Annotated in this window: 15 protein-coding genes and 1 pseudogene; 14 read left to right on the plus strand and 2 right to left on the minus strand. The window is 39.9% G+C overall.

Features of this window, described 5'->3' with window-relative positions; translation table 11 throughout:
* The first annotated feature begins 29 nt into the window (after nucleotides 1-29).
* The 5 genes and pseudogenes from H561_RS0106915 to H561_RS0106935 all read left to right on the plus strand — a co-directional run bounded on the left by H561_RS0106915 (nucleotide 30) and on the right by H561_RS0106935 (nucleotide 5,911).
* On the plus strand, nucleotides 30-1,022 hold the full coding sequence (locus tag H561_RS0106915; protein ID WP_027386345.1) for an isoaspartyl peptidase/L-asparaginase family protein: 993 nt from the start codon (nucleotides 30-32) through the stop codon (nucleotides 1,020-1,022).
* 26 nt (nucleotides 1,023-1,048) lie between these two features.
* Entirely contained in the window at nucleotides 1,049-1,711 is a 663-nt protein-coding gene (locus H561_RS0106920) for a copper homeostasis protein CutC (protein ID WP_027386346.1), read from the plus strand.
* Nucleotides 1,712-1,903: 192 nt separating this feature from the next.
* Nucleotides 1,904-2,200: pseudogene (locus H561_RS23610) on the plus strand (GxxExxY protein).
* Nucleotides 2,201-4,687, plus strand: a complete 2,487-nt coding sequence (locus H561_RS0106930; RefSeq protein ID WP_027386347.1) for a beta-mannosidase — start codon at nucleotides 2,201-2,203, stop codon at nucleotides 4,685-4,687. It abuts the pseudogene before it with no gap.
* 315 nt (nucleotides 4,688-5,002) lie between these two features.
* Entirely contained in the window at nucleotides 5,003-5,911 is a 909-nt protein-coding gene (locus H561_RS0106935; RefSeq protein ID WP_027386348.1) for an AEC family transporter, read from the plus strand.
* Nucleotides 5,912-6,091: 180 nt separating this feature from the next.
* Here H561_RS0106935 and H561_RS0106940 read toward each other — a convergent pair whose 3' ends face one another.
* The gene (locus H561_RS0106940; RefSeq protein WP_155845756.1) at nucleotides 6,092-6,562 is read right to left on the minus strand and encodes a hypothetical protein; all 471 of its coding nucleotides are present in this window, start codon (nucleotides 6,560-6,562) and stop codon (nucleotides 6,092-6,094) included.
* Nucleotides 6,563-6,655: 93 nt separating this feature from the next.
* On the opposite strand from H561_RS0106940, the gene priA reads away from it, so the two are divergent.
* From priA to gldG, 9 genes are all read left to right on the plus strand, one after another.
* Nucleotides 6,656-9,103: a replication restart helicase PriA gene (gene priA, locus H561_RS0106950; protein WP_027386350.1), complete on the plus strand. Its 2,448-nt coding sequence runs from the start codon at nucleotides 6,656-6,658 to the stop codon at nucleotides 9,101-9,103.
* Nucleotides 9,104-9,263: 160 nt separating this feature from the next.
* A complete protein-coding gene (dacB, locus tag H561_RS0106955) occupies nucleotides 9,264-10,736 on the plus strand; it encodes a D-alanyl-D-alanine carboxypeptidase/D-alanyl-D-alanine endopeptidase (protein WP_027386351.1) in 1,473 nt (490 codons plus the stop codon).
* Nucleotides 10,737-10,820: 84 nt separating this feature from the next.
* The gene (locus H561_RS0106960) at nucleotides 10,821-12,743 is read left to right on the plus strand and encodes a M1 family metallopeptidase (protein ID WP_027386352.1); all 1,923 of its coding nucleotides are present in this window, start codon (nucleotides 10,821-10,823) and stop codon (nucleotides 12,741-12,743) included.
* A 91-nt stretch (nucleotides 12,744-12,834) separates the two neighbouring features.
* The gene (gene kbl / locus H561_RS0106965; protein WP_027386353.1) at nucleotides 12,835-14,031 is read left to right on the plus strand and encodes a glycine C-acetyltransferase; all 1,197 of its coding nucleotides are present in this window, start codon (nucleotides 12,835-12,837) and stop codon (nucleotides 14,029-14,031) included.
* Between the two features lie 10 nt (nucleotides 14,032-14,041).
* Complete coding sequence (locus H561_RS0106970; RefSeq protein WP_027386354.1) at nucleotides 14,042-14,569, plus strand: hypothetical protein; 528 nt, start codon at nucleotides 14,042-14,044, stop codon at nucleotides 14,567-14,569.
* A gap of 3 nt (nucleotides 14,570-14,572) precedes the next feature.
* Nucleotides 14,573-15,010: a toxin-antitoxin system YwqK family antitoxin gene (locus H561_RS22180; protein WP_051349325.1), complete on the plus strand. Its 438-nt coding sequence runs from the start codon at nucleotides 14,573-14,575 to the stop codon at nucleotides 15,008-15,010.
* A gap of 5 nt (nucleotides 15,011-15,015) precedes the next feature.
* A complete protein-coding gene (locus tag H561_RS0106980; RefSeq protein WP_027386355.1) occupies nucleotides 15,016-15,564 on the plus strand; it encodes a CopD family protein in 549 nt (182 codons plus the stop codon).
* Nucleotides 15,565-15,645: 81 nt separating this feature from the next.
* Entirely contained in the window at nucleotides 15,646-16,374 is a 729-nt protein-coding gene (locus tag H561_RS0106985; RefSeq protein ID WP_027386356.1) for an ABC transporter permease, read from the plus strand.
* A gap of 4 nt (nucleotides 16,375-16,378) precedes the next feature.
* The gene (gldG, locus tag H561_RS0106990; RefSeq protein WP_027386357.1) at nucleotides 16,379-18,046 is read left to right on the plus strand and encodes a gliding motility-associated ABC transporter substrate-binding protein GldG; all 1,668 of its coding nucleotides are present in this window, start codon (nucleotides 16,379-16,381) and stop codon (nucleotides 18,044-18,046) included.
* Between the two features lie 67 nt (nucleotides 18,047-18,113).
* On the opposite strand, the gene H561_RS0106995 is transcribed toward gldG, so the two are convergent.
* Entirely contained in the window at nucleotides 18,114-18,557 is a 444-nt protein-coding gene (locus H561_RS0106995; RefSeq protein ID WP_027386358.1) for a hypothetical protein, read from the minus strand.
* Between the last annotated feature and the right edge of the window lie 163 nt (nucleotides 18,558-18,720).

Below are 18,720 nucleotides of genomic sequence, written 5' to 3' on the forward strand. Positions count from 1 at the left end.
CTTAAAAAATACAATCTAATACCATAAAAATGTCTTCAAGAAGAAAATTTATAAAAACAACAGGGATATTGTCATCCGCACTTCTTTTAAATCCTCTGGATCTGATTGCTAAGAACACTCCTCAGAATAATGCAGCGATCAACAAGCCCATCGTCCTTTCTACCTGGGATTTCGGATTGCGGGCTAATGAAGAAGCGTGGACCATTTTGGGGAAAGGCGGAAGAGCTTTGGATGCTGTTGAAAAAGGGGTGCGTTTAGTAGAGCTGGACCCGACTGAAAGAAGCGTCGGGTATGGTGGGCGTCCCGACAGAGACGGCAGAGTAACGCTGGATGCCTGCATTATGGACGAAAATTACAACATCGGTTCGGTAGCATGCCTCGAACAGATTAAAAATCCGATCTCTGTCGCAAGAGGGGTGATGGAAAAAACGCCTCATGTGATGCTCGTTGGTGATGGCGCCTTACAGTTTGCGCTTTCACAGGGCTTTAAAAAAGAAAACCTTCTGACAGCCGAATCTGAAAAAGAGTGGAAAGAATGGCTGAAAGACAGCAAGTACAAACCTATTGTAAACATTGAAAATCATGATACTATCGGAATGATAGCCCTGGATGCCCAAGGGAACCTTTCCGGAGCCTGTACGACGAGCGGAATGGCTTTTAAAATGCACGGACGAGTAGGGGATTCTCCGATTATCGGTGCAGGATTATTTGTAGATAATGAAGTAGGTGCGGCAACGGCAACCGGTCATGGTGAAGAAGTGATCCGGATGGTGGGAACACATCTGGTCGTAGAATTAATGAGGCAGGGAAAACATCCGCAGCAGGCCTGTAAAGAAGCTGTGGAAAGGATTGTCCGGATTACCAAAACAAGAAATAAAAACCTGAAAGACATCCAGGTCGGTTTTATTGCCATCAATAAAAAAGGGGAATATGGGTCATACTGTATTCAGGACGGATTTAATTTTGCCGTACATGACCAGAAAGGAAACCGCCTGGAAAAACCTGAATTTGCATTAAAATAATTATCAATTAATTCCCCTAAATTCAAATGTCAAAAATAGAAATCGCCTGCTTCAACCCCGAATCTGCAATGATCGCCTTTAAAAACGGTGCCGACAGGATAGAACTCTGCGACGGATTAGCCGAAGGTGGCACAACGCCTGATTTTGAAACGGTAAAACAGCTCCGGGAAAAAATAGACATTCCGGTTTTTGTGATGATCCGTCCCCGGGGCGGAGACTTTACCTATTCTGATGCCGAATTTGAACAGATGAAACATGACCTGACCCAGTTAAAAACTTTACAGGTTAATGGTTTTGTATTCGGAATTTTAGATGAAAAAGATGAGGTGAACAGGGAGCAGAATAAAGAGTTAATTGAGTTGGCAAAACCGTATCCATGTACATTTCACCGGGCTTTCGACCAGGCAAAGGATTTGGAAAATTCTTTGGAGAAAGTAATTGAATGCGGCTTTACAACCCTTCTTACCTCTGGGCAGAAACCCAATGTCTCAGAAGGAAAAGAAAACCTGAAAAAACTGGTGGAGCGATCGAACGGAAGAATCGAAATTTTAGTCGGCGGCGGCTTGCGTTCAACCAATATTCAGGAGCTTAGAGAATTTACTAAAGCCGGATATTTCCATTCTTCAGCAATTACCGATGGCGGTGCTTTTGCCAATGCGGATGAGGTTGTTGCTTTAAAGAATAAATAGCTTAATCTTAAATTGCAAAGTTTTATTACAATCTGATATAATTTTAAGAAGGCAAAGAGTTGCGACAATGTCGCTGATTAAGCTTGAATATAACACACGCTTAATCAAATCAATGTATTGATTTATCTTTGATCCCTAAAATATAACGATATTAAAAATAAAACTTTGCGTTTAAAAAATAAACAAGCACAAATGACAGAAAATGAATTATCCTATAAAATCATAGGATCAGCATTGGAAGTTCACAAAAATCTGGGAATAGGATTATTAGAAAATACATATGAACAGGCTTTGGCATATGAGTTGAAAAAATCAGGATTTGATATAAACAACCATTATGTCCATTAAAATACAAAGAAATATACATTAAAAATGCCTTATTTAAAGCTGACTTATTTAAAGCTGACTTATTTAAAGCTTGGACTTCTTATTAATTTTAATATACCTCTTATAAAAGATGGAATTCACAGAATCATAAACCATTTGTAGATGAACAAATCGATATTTTTTGCTTTCCTTTTCATTCAGATATCAATCAATGCCCAGTTTTCAGAGCGGAGCCTGTCTTCTGAGAAATGGCAGTTCAAAAATACGAAAGAGAACTCTTGGCTTACTGCCACGGTGCCGGGGACGGTTCATTTGGATTTAATGAATAATAAAATCATTTCCGATCCTTACAAAGATGAAAATGAGAAAAAAGCGCAATGGATAGAGAATGAAGACTGGGATTATCAGGCTTCATTTAAAATTTCATCAAAAGAACTGGAGAATCAAAATATTGATCTGGTTTTTAATGGACTGGATACTTTTTCTGAAATTTATCTGAATGGAAAGCTGTTGACAAAAACAGATAATATGTTCCGGAAATGGGAAATTCCGGTTAAGAAGGATTTAAAGGTTGGAGATAATGTATTACAGATTAAATTTAAATCTTCGGTAAATGCCGGAAAAGAGCTGGCGAAAAAAGTTCCGTTCACGATGCCTGAATCCCCAAGAAGCTTTATTAGAAAAGCACAGTACCAGTTCGGGTGGGATTGGGGTCCGAGATTAGTGACAGCCGGAATCTGGAAAGACGTACAATTGAATTTCTGGAACCGCGCTAAAATAGAAAATGTAAGAATAGAGCAGAAAGCAGTAACTGGGAAACAGGCAGAATTACAGATCCACACTGAAATTTTTGCACAGGAAGCCGGAAAGTACAGTGTTGCAGTAAACGGTAATGTTCAGAATGTTTCTTTAAAACTAGGAAAAAACAGGATCTCAATCCCTTATCAGATTAAAAATCCCAAGCTCTGGCAGCCCAATGGCTGGGGTGAGCCGAATTTATACGACTTAAAAATTTCCTTACTGAAAGATTCAAAAATTCTAGCCGATAAAGTGGAACGGATTGGTTTAAAAACCATCGAATTAATTCAGGAGAAAGATGCAAACGGAAAATCTTTTTACTTTAAAGTCAATGGTCGGCCCATGTATGCAAAAGGAACTAACTGGATTCCGTCCGACAGTTTTAGCCCAAGGATTACGAAAGAAAAATACCGGAAGCTGATCAAAGACTGTAAGGAAGCCAATATGAACACGATCCGTGTGTGGGGTGGCGGAATTTACGAGGATGAAGAATTCTACAAAGCCTGCGACGAAAACGGAATTCTGGTCTGGCAGGACTTTATGTTTGCAGGTAGTTTTTATCCGTCCGATGAAGATTTTCTCAACAATGTAAAAGAGGAAGTAAAAGATCAGGTGAATCGGCTTCAGAACCATGCTTCAATAGCCTTGTGGTGCGGGAACAATGAAATTGATGAAGCCATTTTCAACTGGGGTTATCAGAAGCAGTTCAAATATTCAAAAGAAGATTCATTACAGGTCTGGAAAGATTATAAAAAGCTTTTCCATGAAGTGATTCCCAATGCAATTGATGAAGTTGCCGGGAAAAATCAGGTGATCTACTGGCCGAGTTCCCCATCAATCGGGTGGGGACATAAGGAAAGCTTAACCGAAGGCGATTCTCATTACTGGGGTGTCTGGTGGGGCGAACAGCCGTTTGAAATTTATAACGAAAAAGTTCCGAGATTTGCTTCGGAATATGGTTTTCAGGGAATGCCAGGCCTGGAAGCTGTAAAATCTATGTTTTCAGAAAAACCGGAATTAAATCTGGAACACCCAACCATAAAAGCACACGAAAAAAATGTACGGGGCTTCCATATTATTGATGAATACATGAAGCGTGATTATATTGTCCCGGAAGATTTTGTGAAATACAATTACGTTTCGCAGTTGCTCCAGGCCCGTGGAATGCAGATCGCAATTGAAGCGCACCGACGGGCAAAACCTTACAATATGGGAACTTTGTACTGGCAGCTGAATGACTGCTGGCCGGTGATTTCGTGGTCATCGATTGATTATCTGGGAAACTGGAAAGCATTGCATTATCAGGTTAAGAGAAGTTTCGAAAATCAGGTAATTTTAACGGAAGAGAAAGACGGGATCCTGAGTTTTTACGGGATTAATGATGATTTCCGGAAGTTTAATGATGTCTATGTGAGTTTCGATATTATTAAATTCAACGGGGAAAAATTGGGTTCAGCAGGAACTTCGGATAGCAAGGATTTGAATGATAACAGTATCGTGAAGTTTGATCCGTTTTCACTTGAAGAGATCATCGGGGATGCAGACAGAAATGAGATTGTTCTCGATATTTCCATTAAAGATAAAAATCAAAAAACCATTGCCCGAAATACCCATTTCTTTGCAAAACCGAAAGATTTGAAGCTCACAAAACCCAATCTTAAAGTCAGAAAAATCTCTTCTACGGAAATCGAAATTTCTACCGATGTCCTGGCGAAAGATGTTTATCTGATGGGAGAGGTGCATTTCAGCGACAATTTTTTTGATCTGCTTCCGAAAACGTCAAAAAGAATCATCCTTTCGAAACCTTTGGGAAAAGTTGAGGCAATAAGCCTTTGGGATACGATAAATTAGCAATTCCGATCTTGTCATTCTGAACAAAACGAAGTGCAGTGAAGAATCTCTGTATAGATTCTGTTTTGTGAGTTTTGTAAAAACTTTCAAAGCCTTCTTAATGCACATGAAAATCTGCGTGAAATAAATATAAACAGTTTCATAATATTCTTAAAACCTAAATAGATCTTAACAGTTCATCTAAAGAATAGTCGTTCAGAAGAATGACAAATCAACCGTTGTATTAAAAATCACATTATACTTCACATTAAAAAAAAAATTTTCGTCCGCCAACTGAAAAATCAGCCGTAAATTTGCAAAACATTTATAAAAACGATGGTAAATTTTGTTCTGATCGCAGTATGCATTATCGCAGGAATGGTTTTCAAAGCAACAAAATCCATCCATCATGATGCGCACAAAGGCATCAATACCTGGATTCTCTACCTGGCATTACCAGCCGTTTCATTCAAATATTTACCGAAACTTCACTGGACGAATGAAATGCTTTTTCCGATCATAGCGACCTTTCTGACTTCGGTTTTCTGTTTTTTCTTTATGATGTTTTATAGCAGGAGCAGAGGCTATTCAAGGCGTTCTAGAAGTACCCTGGAACTGGTAAGCGGTTACAGCAACACTTCATTCTTAGGCTTTCCGCTCATTTCCGCATTTTATGGGGAAAGTCTGTTGAGCATCGCCGTCATCTGTGACCAAACCATGTTTTTTGCCCTTTCCACACTAGGGATCATAGCAGCCATAAAGGGCGGAAGCCAATCTGGGAAAGTGAGTGCACAGCTGATCTTAAAACGGCTGCTGACCTTTCCGCCGTTGGTGGGATGTATTGCCGCATTGATTTTATCTCAGTTCATCGATTTCACTCTGGCAGAACCTTTTTTTGATAAACTGGCCGCAACGGTAAGCCCGCTGGCTCTATTTTCAGTCGGTTTACAGTTGAAATTCAGTGGATGGAAAAAATTACTTCCGCAAATGTCTGTTTCCATGCTGTACAAATTAGTTTTGGCACCTGCCATAACGTTATTGCTCGCTTTGCTTTTCGGGATAAAAGGGAATATCGCCAGAATTACTGTTTTTGAATCCGCAATGCCGGTCGTTTTAACGTCAAGCATCATCGCAGAACAGTTCAGGCTAAACACCAAACTGGCCAATTTAACCATCGGATTCAGTATTATAATTGGACTGTTTACTTCCACATTCTGGTACCAGATTATTGAATTCCTGTTCTGAAATAAATCACACTGAACGAAGTGAAGCATTCATTATTACCTATTGCCTATTACTAATATTTAGGAGCTGTTTCCCGCTTTCCGATGCAATCTTTTTCTTAAAAAAAGGATTTCCACTGCAATCGGGGCTAGGATGAAGGACCGTTTTTATCTTTAGTTAGGGCCAATCAGATAAATGGCTTTAATTCACCAGCTCAAAATCATAAAGGAAAATAGAATCAATAGCATCTCTCCACTGTTCTACGGAAGCAGCATTGCTGTGAGCGGGCATAATTGAAGTTGAATGATACAGAGAACTTCCTTTTAATCTGATTTTCGCTTTGAAATTCATCTTTTTCCCTGTTTTTTGCACGGTGAACAAGGTGATTACAGAATCGTTCATCATTTTTGCCTCGGAAAATATAAACTCAATGCTATTGTCTTCTGTATCGTCTTTTTTAAAGTTTTCAAGCATATCAAACATATCTTTCTTCTCTGTACTGTTCTCAGATACAATCTCAAAGTCTGTTATTTTATCATTTTCAAATGCAGGTTTTAAAATAACTTTTTTGCCGAGCGGAATGGTAATTGCTCCTTTTTTCAACAATGTCTTTTCCTGAGCATGAACAGTCATGATGAAAAACAGGAGGAATAAAGAAACGATCCTTTTCATGGTTGATGTTTTATTTGATATTACATCTGTAAAAGTAGAAAAAATTGCAGTTCTCTTAAGAAAAATCTAATTTTACATTTTAAAATATTTCTTTTGCAATACGCCCAAATTGTTTTACCGTTAAATCTTAAAGGATCTTTTACTTATAAAATCCCGGAAGAGCTACAGCCTGAAATCCGGATCGGGATGAGGGTGCTCGTTCCGTTCGGAGGCAAGAAAATTTACACCGGAATTGTATTTGAGCTTCACGATAATACACCTGAAAGTTTTGTGGCAAAAGAAGTGATCAGCATTCTGGATGATAAACCGATTGTTCCGCATGAACAGATCAGGTTCTGGAACTGGCTATCAGAGTATTACCTGTGCAGTTTAGGAGAGATTTACCGTTTTGCATTCCCTTCTTCCCTCAAACTCGAAAGTGAAACCTATTTAAAGCTGAAACCCCATATAACGGTTGATTTTGAAAATCTGGACGTGAATGAAATGTACCTGATCCAGGCGCTGGAAATCAGGCAGCTGATTAACCTGACGGATATTGAAGCGTTTATTCCGAAAAAAGATATTATTAAAACCATCAATTCGCTGATTGATCTGCAGTATATTGAAATTGACGAAAAAATTGCTGAGAAATACAAAGCGAAAGAAATTGCATACGTTAAAATCAAAGAAGAGGTTGTAAACAATCAGACCCTTACGGATATTCTTCTGAGTCTGAAAAGAGCACAGAAGCAGAAAGAACTTCTGCTTCATATTCTGGAAAAGCAGGCGGAACATCCTGAAGGGCATATCAGGAAATCGGAACTGTTTGAAGACGGATATTTTGCAAGCTCGCATTTCAAGTCCCTGGCTGATAAAAATCTGGTCGAAGAATATTCTATGCAGAAGGACAGAATTGAAAGCTATGAAGGGGAAATTGAAGTGCTGGAAGCACTTTCCGAAGCCCAGAAAGAAGCAAAGGCTGAAGTTGATGAAGCATTCGAAGAAGGAAAAAACGTGCTGCTTCACGGCGTAACTTCATCGGGGAAAACCCATATTTATTTAGAAAAAATTGAAGAATGCATTAGCGAAGGGAAAAATGTATTGTTTCTGCTTCCTGAAATCTCCTTAACCAAGCAGATTACCCAGAGACTGGAAAAGAAATATGGAAGGCAGCTCGGATTCTATCATCAGAAGCTTACCGATTTTGAACGGGTGGAAGTCTGGCGGAGAATCAGGCAGAATGATATCAGAGTCCTCATCGGGACACGGAATGCCTTATTTCTCCCATTTGAAAACCTGGGGCTGGTTGTGGTGGATGAAGAGCATGATTCTGCCTACCGGCCAAGAGAGGTTTCTCCCTATTTCAATGCGAAAGATGCAGCGTTGGTGATGGGTGGTTTCTACGGTGCCAGAGTAATTTTAGGTTCGGCCACACCTTCCGTGGAAAGTTATTACAATGCCCGTAAAGATAAAATAAAATATGTCTTTCTGGATGAGCGTTTCGGGAATGTCAGCCTGCCTGAATATGAGCTGATTAATTTCAAGGAAGCGCAGGATTCCAAAAAAGTTTCCGGGAACTTCTCTTTACATCTGATCGATGAGCTCAAAAAGACCCTGGAAGAAAAAAACCAGGCCATCGTCCTTCATAACCGCCGCGGCTATGCCAATGTGGTGGAGTGTGAGACCTGCGGCTACGTAAATTACTGTTCCAATTGTGATGTGGTGATGACCTATCATAAAGCGGCCAATGAGATGAAATGCCATTACTGCGGCCAGCGGGCTTCCAAACCGAAGACCTGCCCGAAATGCTATTCTGAAAATCTTAATGAAAGAGGAGTAGGAGTGGAACAGATTCATGAAGAGGTATCCAAATTATTTCCCGATCATGAAGTGGACCGGATGGATGTGGATTCCATGCGGAAGAAATTTGCCTACGAAAAACTGTACGAAAAAATTGAAGACGGCGAAACCGATATCGTGGTCGGGACCCAGATGATTTCCAAAGGGCTGGATTTTGACCATATTGAACTGGTCGCCATTCCCAAAGCAGACTCCATGCTGTACGTTCAGGATTTCAGGGCGGAGGAAAGGGCATACCAGCTGATTACCCAGGTTTCCGGAAGAGCGGGAAGGGTTTCTGGGAAAGGGAAAATCTTAATCCAGACTTTCAATCCGGAGCATTCTGTGTTCCAGCTGATCAAGATGAACAATCCGGCAAAAGTGTATAAATATATTTTAACGGAACGGAAAAAATTCCACTACCCTCCGTTTACGAAACTGATTATGATCGAGCTCAAGCACCGTAAAGAAGATAAGGTCAACCGGGCTTCCCAGTTTTTAGGATCGGTTCTCAGAAAATACCTTCCGGAAGACTGTATTTTGGGCCCCGAAAAAGCACAGATCGGAAAGCTTAACAACCTGTACCAGTTTCAGATCATGCTGAAGCTTCCGCGCGGCAAAAAGTATGAAGAATATAAAAAGCTGATTCTGTTAAGTTTGAATGAATTTTCAGAAATCACAGCCTATCAAAGTATTAAAAAAGACATTTATGTTGACTTTTAACAGTTTTTAACAAATTTTATGGAGTTTTTATAAGACTACCCTAAACCTAGCTACCGCAATATTTTCTACATTTGGCCGTTGATTATATGTTTGGTATCTAAAGATCAATTTAACCAATTGATTTTTAACCTATCCAAATTATAAGAAAATGAAAAAATAGATGGTAAATTTCAGAAAGTATATTTCAAGTGTTGCGGTGTTGGCTTCAGGATTTTTCCTTGCACAGTCTACCGTTTCCACAGTTCTGTATTCTCAGGCTTACGACAATCAGAAAAGCAGTTTAAACTTACCTTCTCCCATCACTGCGATGGCAGAAAAAGCTATTTTGTCGCCTAAAGAACTTGTTGACATTAATGTAAACACGATGATGACCGATCCGGTGCTGAAAAATGCAACCTGGGGATTCGTAGTGTATGACCCGAAAACGAAGAAGGTAATCTCTTCGTATAACGAAAATACGCCCTTAGTTCCGGCTTCCACTACGAAATTGTTAACCACGGAGACAGCGATGAGTCTGCTGGGGGAAAATTACCGTTGGAATACACAGTTAGAATATTCTGGAAGCGTTGATGAAAACGGCGTATTAAACGGAAACCTGTATATTGTAGGAAGCGGTGACCCCTCTTTGGGGACCAACAAGGCAGGAGCCTGGTCGTACAGCAATATTGTTTCGGATTTCAGAGACGGACTTTCCCGTGAGGGAATCAAAAAGGTAAATGGTGATATTATCATTCAGACAGCGCTTTTCAAAGGCAATCTATCAAAGCTTCCGGAAAATGTTGTCTGGCTGGAAAACAATAATTACTATCTGCCTGCAGGAACCACCCGCGAAATCAATCCGGCCAATGAAAAACTGATCGTGAAGAAGGCTAATAACTTCTCAACTGAAAAGAAGTTCTTCTATGTTTCTCCGTACAACCGCCAGATGGTGTATGCCGATATGTATGAAGGAAACGGTATTTTGACGACAAAGCTGCCGGACGCTCCGGCTTATCTGGCCAATTCTTTCAGAACCAACCTGGTAAAAAGCGGAATTGCCGTTACCGGAAAAGTAACGCCCAGGATGACGGATGCCCATCCGGAAAACAGGAAACTGGTTTCAGTGTATAAGTCTCCGACCCTGAGTGACATTATTTATTATACCAATCAGCACAGTGATAACGGTCTGGCAGAAGCTTTATTAAAAACCGTCGGATTCCAGAGTTTGGGAGACCAGACCTCTGAATCCGGCAGGAAAGTGGTAACGGAACATCTGAAAAATGAAGGCTTTGACATGATCGGACTGAATTATATCGACGGAAGCGGGCTTTCAAGAAGCAATAATGTAACCCCGATTGCCCAGGCCAAGTTCTTAACGTCTTTAATGGAGGAAAAATATTATAAGACTTACTTCAGTTCATTACCGGTAGGAGGGCAGTCAGGAACCTTGAAAAGAATGTTTATCGGTACCGGAAACGGGCAGGTTTTTGCCAAAACCGGAACCCTGAATAAAGTGAAAACCCTGGCAGGGTATATGAAAACAAACTCAGGAAAAACACTCGTTTTTTCACTGATGGTCAATAATTATGCAGGATCTGTAGATATGGTGAAGAAGAGAATGGAGAAGATTCTGGAGCCCGCACTCGATCTTTAGAAAAATTAAAAATTAATTAATATAAAAACCTTTTAATCAATGATTATAAGGTTTTTTTTATCTTTGAACCAATTCTATTAAAATATGAAAAAATTATACCTTTTTCTTTTGAGTGCTGTCGTTTTTCAGCAATTGTATTCTCAAAATGATAATCCGGAAAAAAAAGGACTGATTGCAAAGGAGATGAAATCTTTTGCCCATAAAATGGATGCAGGCAATACCAATCCCAACACCCTGAATTATGATCTTCAGTACCAGCGCATGGATGTTACCATCAATCCTTCCGTATATAATATTTCCGGTTCGGTAACTTCTCATTTCAAACCGAATCAGGTAATGAACAGCATTTATTTTGACCTCAATAATCAGATGCCGGTTTCCCAGGTCGTCTATCATGGTCAGAATCTCAGCTTTCAGCAGCTTTCCACCAAAGAGCTGAAGATTAATTTTGCAGCATCCGTTGCCGCCAATGTGCTGGATTCTCTTACGGTATATTATTCCGGGGCGCCTTCAATGGCAAACAACGCTTTCTTCAACGGCACTCAGGGGGGAACTGCTGTTTTGTCGACATTAAATGAGCCTTACGGGGCACAGGATTGGTTCCCCACCAAACAGAGTTTGAATGACAAGATTGAAAGAGTCGATATTAAAGTAACTACGCCTTCCCAGTATAATGTGGCTTCCAACGGAAAACTGATGTCTGAAACCCTCTTGGGCAACGGACAGAAACGGACGTTCTGGAGGACCCAATATCCCACTGCAGCTTATCTGATTGCGCTTTCAGTGACCAATTTTGTCAAGCTTAATGATACGATGGGAAATCCTCCTTTCCCTTTTGTCAATTATATATTTCCTTCCACCGCTTCCGATACGGCCAGCATGAGCAATATCGAATGGACTAAAACGGTAATGAATACTTTTGAAACCTATTTCGGACCTTACCCTTTCAGGAATGAAAAATATGGGCATATGGAATTCCAGGCCGGAGGCGGAATGGAGCACCAGACCATGACTTCAATGGGTTCTTGGGGAAGAGGACTGATTGCCCATGAACTTGCCCATCAGTGGTTCGGCGACAAAGTCACCTGCGGAGCATGGAATGATATCTGGCTGAATGAAGGTTTCGCCACTTTCGGCGAACATGTGGCCAATGAAAAATTGTTAATGTCCAATACGGAATTTTTAGATTATCTGCTCATCCAGAAAAATTATGTCACAGGAGCACCTGACGGCAGTGTGTATGTTGCAGATTCCGATTTGGGAAGTACCGGCACCATTTTCAACGGGAGGCTATCCTATTCGAAAGGAGCCTATGTATTGAGAATGCTGAAATGGATTTTGGGAGATGCCGCTTTTTATCAGGCTCTTCAGCAATACCACTCAAGACCGGCTCTTGCCTATAATTATGTAAAGACACAGGATTTCAATGCTTCTTTATTACAGTCGACAGGACAGGATTTTACAGGGTTCTTTAATGACTGGATCTATGGGGAAGGCTATCCCGTTTATGATATCCGATGGAAACAGACGGGAAATTCTTTGACTTTCAGAGCATCCCAGACCCAAAGCAGTCCGACGGTAAGTTTCTTCGAGATGCCGTTGCCGGTAAAAGTCAACGGGACTGGAGGCCAAGTCGCCTATTTTGCTTTGAATAATACCACGAATAACCAGTATTTCGTACAGTCGGTAACCTTCCCGGTTGCCAGTGTGGAATTCAATTATGATTATCAGATCCTGGAAAGAAATTCTACGGTGACAATGGACACCAGTTTAGGAACTGCTGAGGCGGCTAAGGAAGCGTTTGCATTATATCCGAATCCTGCGAAAAACGAGCTGTATATCAAAGGAATTGATAAACCGGCAGACTTCACCATTTACTTCACCGACGGAAAATTAGTGAGAAAGGGAATATGCGTACCTGAAAAGGCCATTAATATTTCAGAGCTCGTTCCCGGAATCTATGTATTTAAGATAAAAGAGAGGAACATTAAATTTATCAAGAAATAACAAAGTTTACGATCATCAAATAACCAAGCCGTTTCATAAGTTTGAAACGGCTTTTTTTTATTAAATTAGCATACCAAAAATTTATCAGAAAATGATCTCTAAAAAGTATCTTGAAAACTTACAGAACGAACTGCAGAATATTGAATATGACGGCCTTTACAAAAAAGAAAGGATTATTACTTCCCAGCAGAGTGCGGAAATAGAAGCCAATGGGAAAAGGCTGCTGAACTTCTGTGCCAATAATTATCTGGGATTATCCAACCATCCGGAAGTAATGAAAGCTTCCCAGGACATGATCGGGTCCCACGGGTACGGAATGTCGTCTGTTCGTTTCATCTGCGGGACTCAGGATATCCACAAGCAGCTGGAGCAGAAAATTGCTGGATTTTTAGGACTGGAAGATACTATTTTATATGCAGCCTGCTTCGATGCCAACGGCGGGGTTTTCGAACCTTTGTTTACGGAAGAAGATGCGATTATTTCAGACGAACTGAACCATGCTTCAATCATCGATGGGGTCCGTCTCTGTAAGGCGGCAAGGTACCGGTATAAAAACAACAATATGGAAGATCTGGAAGCTCAGCTGATTGCCGCTTCTGAAAAAAGCCACCGCTTCAAAATTATTGTAACGGACGGTGTATTCTCTATGGACGGAATTGTTGCAGACCTGAAAGGTGTTTGTGACCTTGCAGATAAATATGATGCATTGGTTATGGTAGATGACTCCCATGCTACCGGCTTTATCGGGAAAACAGGCCGCGGAACCCATGAAGCCAATGAGGTGATGGGCAGGGTAGACATCATTACGTCTACGCTGGGGAAAGCTTTGGGCGGTGCCCTGGGCGGATTTACTTCCGGTAAAAAGGAAATCATTGATATGCTGAGACAGCGTTCAAGACCTTACTTGTTTTCCAATTCACTGGCTCCCGGAATTGTAGGGGCAGCTCTGAAAGTTTTGGATATGATCTCCGAAGATACTTCTCTCCGTGATCAGGTAATGGAAAATGCAGAATATTTCAGAAAGGAAATGAAAGCCAAAGGCTTTGATATTCCCGATGGTGATGCTGCGATTGTTCCGGTGATGTTGTATGATGCACCCTTAGCCCAGAAAATGGCGGAAAAGCTGATGGATGAAGGCATTTACGTGATCGGGTTCTTCTATCCTGTAGTACCGAAAGGAAAAGCGAGAATCAGGGTCCAGCTTTCCGCGGCACATACCAGAGAACACCTTGATAAAGCCATTGCGGCATTTGAAAAAGTAGGAAAGGAGCTTGATGTAATTTCTTAAAAGGAGTCTTATGAAAAAATTATTGCTGATTCTCGGTTTTGTCTGCTTTCAGAGTTTTTTTGCACAAAACATTATGGATCTTGATCTTAAAAATGTTGAGCTGCAAGGGATGCAACCCGTAAAAATAAATAAGGAAATGAAAGCTGCGGGGATTACCAAAGTTCCTTTTGTAACGGATAACCCTAGTGTCATTTCTAAAATTGCAGATAAAGAAATTGCTTCTAAAATCAAAAAAATCTATTGTTTTGTTTATGATGATCCTAAAGATAATTTGAATGACGGAGGGGTTTATGTATATCAGTTTAATACGAAAAAAGATCTGGATAATTATCTTACCAAGAATTTTGAACAGCCCAATTACCGGGTTTTAGTAAAAGATTTATTTTACATCCGCATCTGGAGCGACTATGGCTACCAGATAGAAGGTAAGGAAACAAGCGACGATCATTTAAATAAACTGGAAAAATATTACACCAATTTAGGAGCGAAAAAAATCAGGTTAAAGCAGGACAAATCCAATATTACGGTGGTGCAGTAACCTATGAAAATAAAATTATTGTTTTTACTGTATTGTGTATTTTCAGTTTCATGTAAAACTAAAATTAATCAATATGTAAAAGATGATAACAACACCAATAAAAGAAACGGAAAATGGGAAGAAGAATACTCTTCAGATGAAGGGGTTCTGATTTCCATCGGAAAATATAAGAAAGGAGAGAAAATTGGTGTCTGGAAGACTTTCTCAAATCATCAACTTTTCCAGAAAGATAAAATCAGAAAAAATATTACAAACACCAAAAGATATTTTCCCAACGGAAAAATGATGGAACAAGGTCAGAGTAAATTCGAGATTTCAAAAGAAGAACGCCACTGGTTTTATTTCGGAGACTGGAAATTTTATAATGATCAAGGAGAACTTTTATACATTAAGAAATATTTTAACGGTAATAAAACCGATAGTATTTCTTTAAAAAAATAGGTAAAATGCTTTATACGATAATAAAAGCGCTTCACATAATTTTTATGGTCAGTTATTTTGCGGGAATTTTTTATCTCGTCAGGATTTTCGTGTACTATAAAGATACCGATGGATTTCCGGAGGAAAAGAAGAGGATTTTAAGAGAACAGTATATTTTTATGGCAGGAAGGCTTTGGAACATCATTACCGTTCCGGCCGGAATCATCATGGCGGTTTGCGGACTGGTCATGATTTTCTTGAATACTGGATTGATGAAAATGCCCTGGTTTCATCTGAAACTTACCTTTCTTATCGGTCTTGCGATCTACCATTACTGGTGCTGGAAAAAAGTATTGGAATTAAAGAAACTCAACGGAACTGAACTCGATACGGCAAATATCAAACTGAGACAGGCCAATGAGATCGCTACCTTTATTCTGTTTCTCGTCGTATTTACAGTGATCTTAAAATCTCAGGTCATTGAATACTGGTGGCAATTAATTTTAGGATTTTTCGTTCTGGTATTTCTGATTATGATGACGGTTAAACTGGTGAATAAGAATAAAAAGAAATAAATAAAATGATAAGTTAAGAGTGATGAATGATAAGCTCATCACCACTCATAACTTATGATTTACAACTCATAACTATAAAACATGTTTGCAATTTTAAAAAAAGAACTTTGGAGCTATTTCGGGAACTGGAGCGCCTGGCTGATCATTGCGGCGTTCAGCTTGATTGCGACGCTGTTTCTGTTTTTTTTCGATAATGATTCCAATATTTTTGAGATCGGGACTGCTTCTCTGCAAAGCTACTTTGTTTTGGTGCCCTGGTTCCTGATGTTTATCATTCCCGCACTTTCAATGAGAACTTTCGCTGAGGAACAGCAGACCGGCACTTTAAACTGGCTGTTTTCCCAGCCGCTGAAAGTCTCAGACCTGGTATTCGGAAAATTTCTTTCGGTCTGGATCGTTGGGATTTTATGTCTGATTCCGTCATTGATTTACCTGTATACCGTGTATGTTTTAGGCGTTCCTGCCGGAAATATTGACCTGGGAATGACATTCGGAAGCTATATCGGACTGATGATCCTGATTGCCGCATTTTCCGGTGTCGGAATCCTGGCGTCTTCTGTTTCCCAGAACCAGATTATGGCTTATCTGCTTGGGGTTTTCATGTGCTTCATCATGTATTTCGGAATCGAACAGCTGGCCAGTTATAAATTACTGGGCGGTGCAGATTTTATTTTGCAGAATATCGGCTTTTACCAGCATTTCCTGGGATTTACCAGAGGACTTATTGATTTTAAGGATGTCGCTTATTTTGTTTTGATCATCGGCGTAACCTTGGTGTTGTCCAATCATTTTATCAATAAAAAGAAGTAAAAGTATGAAGAAGATACAGTTCAGATCCCCGTTAGGAATTTTGCTTTTTGTGGTGTTGCCGCTCGCCGTAATCCTGGCGGTTTCAGGAATCAGATTGGATTTAACCAAAGAAAAAAGATACACGCTTTCTGAAAGCAGTATTAAAGTACTGGAATCCGTTAAAAAACCGATCATGGTCGAAGTGTACCTGGAAGGTGATTTCCCTGCGGATTTCAAACAGCTTCAGGGCGAGACTAAGTTCATACTGGAGAACTTCAGGAAGGTGAATTCAAATGTGGATTTTAAATTCATTGACCCGATTAAAACAAAAATCCCGAAAGACAGTTTATTGTCCCATGGAATATACCCGTCTGTTCTGGACGACAGAAAAAGCGGGAAGACTTCACAGATCGAAATTTATCCGTATGCCCTGATTAAAAACGGGAAAACAAAAGTAACCGTGCCGCTGGTTGTAGAGCAGAACTATTCGGATAATGCCGAATTGCTTAACAAATCCATTGAAAACCTGGAATACAATTTTATTTCAAAACTAAAAATAGCCACCAACGACACTTTCAGGAAAGTGGGTGTTCTCGTGAATCAGGACGAATTAAGCCCGGGAGAATTCCAGGGATTTATGAATCTGGCCCTGGAAAATTATGATGCTGGTCCGATTATTCCTAAAAACCGGACCGAACTTTCATTAGCGGATGTCCCATTGCTTAAACAGATGAGTGCCCTGGTGATTGCAAAGCCCAGAAAAGCATTTACTGATGGGGAAAAGGTAATTCTTGACCAATACATCATGAACGGCGGAAAAACCCTTTGGATGATCGATGCCGTGAATGCAGAAATGGATACCTTAATGCGTTCTGAAAAGCTGATGCCTTATCCGGTTGACCTGAATCTGACGGATTTTTTCTTTAATTACGGGATCAGGATCAACCCTGCTCTGGTAAAAGATGTAAAGAAGTTTGCCAAACTGAAGTTTGTGGCCGGGGAAGTCGCCGGGAATGCCCAGTATTCGACGCAGCCGTGGCCATATTTTCCTTTAGGCATTGCAGAAGATGAAAATCCGATTACTAAAAATATCAATCCTGTAAAATTCGAGTTCCCGACTTCGATTGATACCCTGGGAAGGAAAAATATTAAAACTTCGGTATTGTTTGAGTCGAGTGAAAGAACATCTCTGAAACAGGTCCCGAATTATGTAAGCCTGGAGGAAATCAACAGTGTCGACAGTCTGGGACAGATGGAAAAACCAAGCACGCCTAAAATTTTCGCCGTGGCCCTGCAGGGTAAATTTACTTCTGCCTATGCTTCAAGGATCGAAAGAAAATCCTATCCCGGTTTTAAAGTGTCAAGTCCTGAAAATAAAATGATCGTGATCGCCGACGGAGATGTGGCAAGAAATAAAGTGGTGAACGGAAAACCGATGCCCTTGGGAATGGATGTCCTGACACAGGAACGTTTCGGAAATGAACAGTTCTTAAAAAATGCACTGGATTACCTTTTGGACGACAGCAATCTTATGGAACTGAGAAATCGCAATATCGAAGAACGGCTGCTGGACCGCTACCTGATCAATGAAGAAAGAAATTACTGGCAATGGTTTAATTTGCTGCTTCCTTTAGCCATTATCGGTATTTTGGGAGGATTGTTCTTCTGGTTAAGAAAGAGGAAGTTTGAATAAGAAAAAAAGAGAAACTGTAAGGTTTCTCTTTTTTATATAAAATCTACAAGACTAAATATATTTTGCTTTAAATATTTGAGTACTTAAACGGGAGACTGACGATGTCGATTATTTTTTCGCCTTTGTTATTTTTCCCGGCTTCCCATTTAATACCTTGGGTCGCTTTTTGAGCCGCTTTTCTAACTTCACTGTTAAAAACTTCATCATCTCCGTAAGTGGAAATATTGATGACACTCCCGTCACTTCCGATCTTAAGGATAATTTTGGTTTTTAAATCTTTATTCAAAGGCTTAAGTGCAACTATGTTCAGGTTTTTACCAACATTACTGATGAAAGTTTTATTTCCGCCAGGGTACTGGGCCGAAAAAGTGATCATGGGTTGAGGCGGAACAGACATATCCTGCGGCTGCCGTGATTCAAATTTATCTTTTGCTTTTTCTTCTTTTTTTATTTTTTGGGCAAATCCGGTTCCGAAGATCAGGATCAGAAAAAGTAAGCCTATTTTTTTCATAGTAATATTGGATTTCTAAATATTTTATCGGTATTATTTATTAAAACATTTTCAAGTTTGGAAATTGATTCTTCACTTTGAACTCTCAGAACTTCTCAATCAATTTTAATTTTCTATTTTAAATATCAATTAATCAAAATTGCAGGATATAATATATTATGAA

Source organism: Chryseobacterium gregarium DSM 19109, from assembly GCF_000430845.1.
GTDB classification, from domain to species: domain Bacteria; phylum Bacteroidota; class Bacteroidia; order Flavobacteriales; family Weeksellaceae; genus Chryseobacterium; species Chryseobacterium gregarium.

What these genes read in the sequence shown, in the direction of transcription:
- H561_RS0106995 (WP_027386358.1), bottom strand. Translation starts at nt 18,557, where the DNA reads ATGAAAAAAATAGGCTTACTTTTTCTGATCCTGATCTTCGGAACCGGA.
- H561_RS0106960 (WP_027386352.1), top strand. Translation starts at nt 10,821, where the DNA reads ATGAAAAAATTATACCTTTTTCTTTTGAGTGCTGTCGTTTTTCAGCAA.
- H561_RS0106985 (WP_027386356.1), top strand. Translation starts at nt 15,646, where the DNA reads ATGTTTGCAATTTTAAAAAAAGAACTTTGGAGCTATTTCGGGAACTGG.
- H561_RS0106970 (WP_027386354.1), top strand. Translation starts at nt 14,042, where the DNA reads ATGAAAAAATTATTGCTGATTCTCGGTTTTGTCTGCTTTCAGAGTTTT.
- H561_RS0106930 (WP_027386347.1), top strand. Translation starts at nt 2,201, where the DNA reads ATGAACAAATCGATATTTTTTGCTTTCCTTTTCATTCAGATATCAATC.
- H561_RS0106920 (WP_027386346.1), top strand. Translation starts at nt 1,049, where the DNA reads ATGTCAAAAATAGAAATCGCCTGCTTCAACCCCGAATCTGCAATGATC.
- H561_RS0106940 (WP_155845756.1), bottom strand. Translation starts at nt 6,562, where the DNA reads ATGAAAAGGATCGTTTCTTTATTCCTCCTGTTTTTCATCATGACTGTT.
- kbl (WP_027386353.1), top strand. Translation starts at nt 12,835, where the DNA reads ATGATCTCTAAAAAGTATCTTGAAAACTTACAGAACGAACTGCAGAAT.
- H561_RS0106935 (WP_027386348.1), top strand. Translation starts at nt 5,003, where the DNA reads ATGGTAAATTTTGTTCTGATCGCAGTATGCATTATCGCAGGAATGGTT.
- gldG (WP_027386357.1), top strand. Translation starts at nt 16,379, where the DNA reads ATGAAGAAGATACAGTTCAGATCCCCGTTAGGAATTTTGCTTTTTGTG.
- H561_RS0106980 (WP_027386355.1), top strand. Translation starts at nt 15,016, where the DNA reads ATGCTTTATACGATAATAAAAGCGCTTCACATAATTTTTATGGTCAGT.
- dacB (WP_027386351.1), top strand. Translation starts at nt 9,264, where the DNA reads ATGGTAAATTTCAGAAAGTATATTTCAAGTGTTGCGGTGTTGGCTTCA.
- H561_RS0106915 (WP_027386345.1), top strand. Translation starts at nt 30, where the DNA reads ATGTCTTCAAGAAGAAAATTTATAAAAACAACAGGGATATTGTCATCC.
- H561_RS22180 (WP_051349325.1), top strand. Translation starts at nt 14,573, where the DNA reads ATGAAAATAAAATTATTGTTTTTACTGTATTGTGTATTTTCAGTTTCA.